Annotated in this window: 1 protein-coding gene; it reads left to right on the top strand. The window is 35.3% G+C overall.

All coding sequences use genetic code 11. From position 1 onward, the window contains the following. Window positions 1-238: ABC transporter permease subunit (locus V7659_RS21575; RefSeq protein ID WP_420491758.1), on the top strand; the 238-nt coding region annotated here is incomplete at both ends.

Here is a 238-nt window from a genome sequence, read left to right on the forward strand (position 1 = left end):
TGCAAACTTTAAAGAGCTTTCGAATATAGACATCTTTGGAATTAATTTATTATCCTTCATCGTTATTGTTGGGGTCATATTCGTTCAGTTATATCTATCTAGGAGCAGTAAAGGAAGATATTACAACGCTATTGGTGATAACGCAGACGGAGCCATTTCATTAGGAATTCCTGTGAATAGATATATTGCCTATTCCTTTGTCATTTCTGGGATCTGTGCTTCTTTAGCTGGATTAATC

This window comes from Neobacillus drentensis (genome assembly GCF_036966985.1).
GTDB lineage: Bacteria > Bacillota > Bacilli > Bacillales > Cytobacillaceae > Neobacillus > Neobacillus drentensis_E.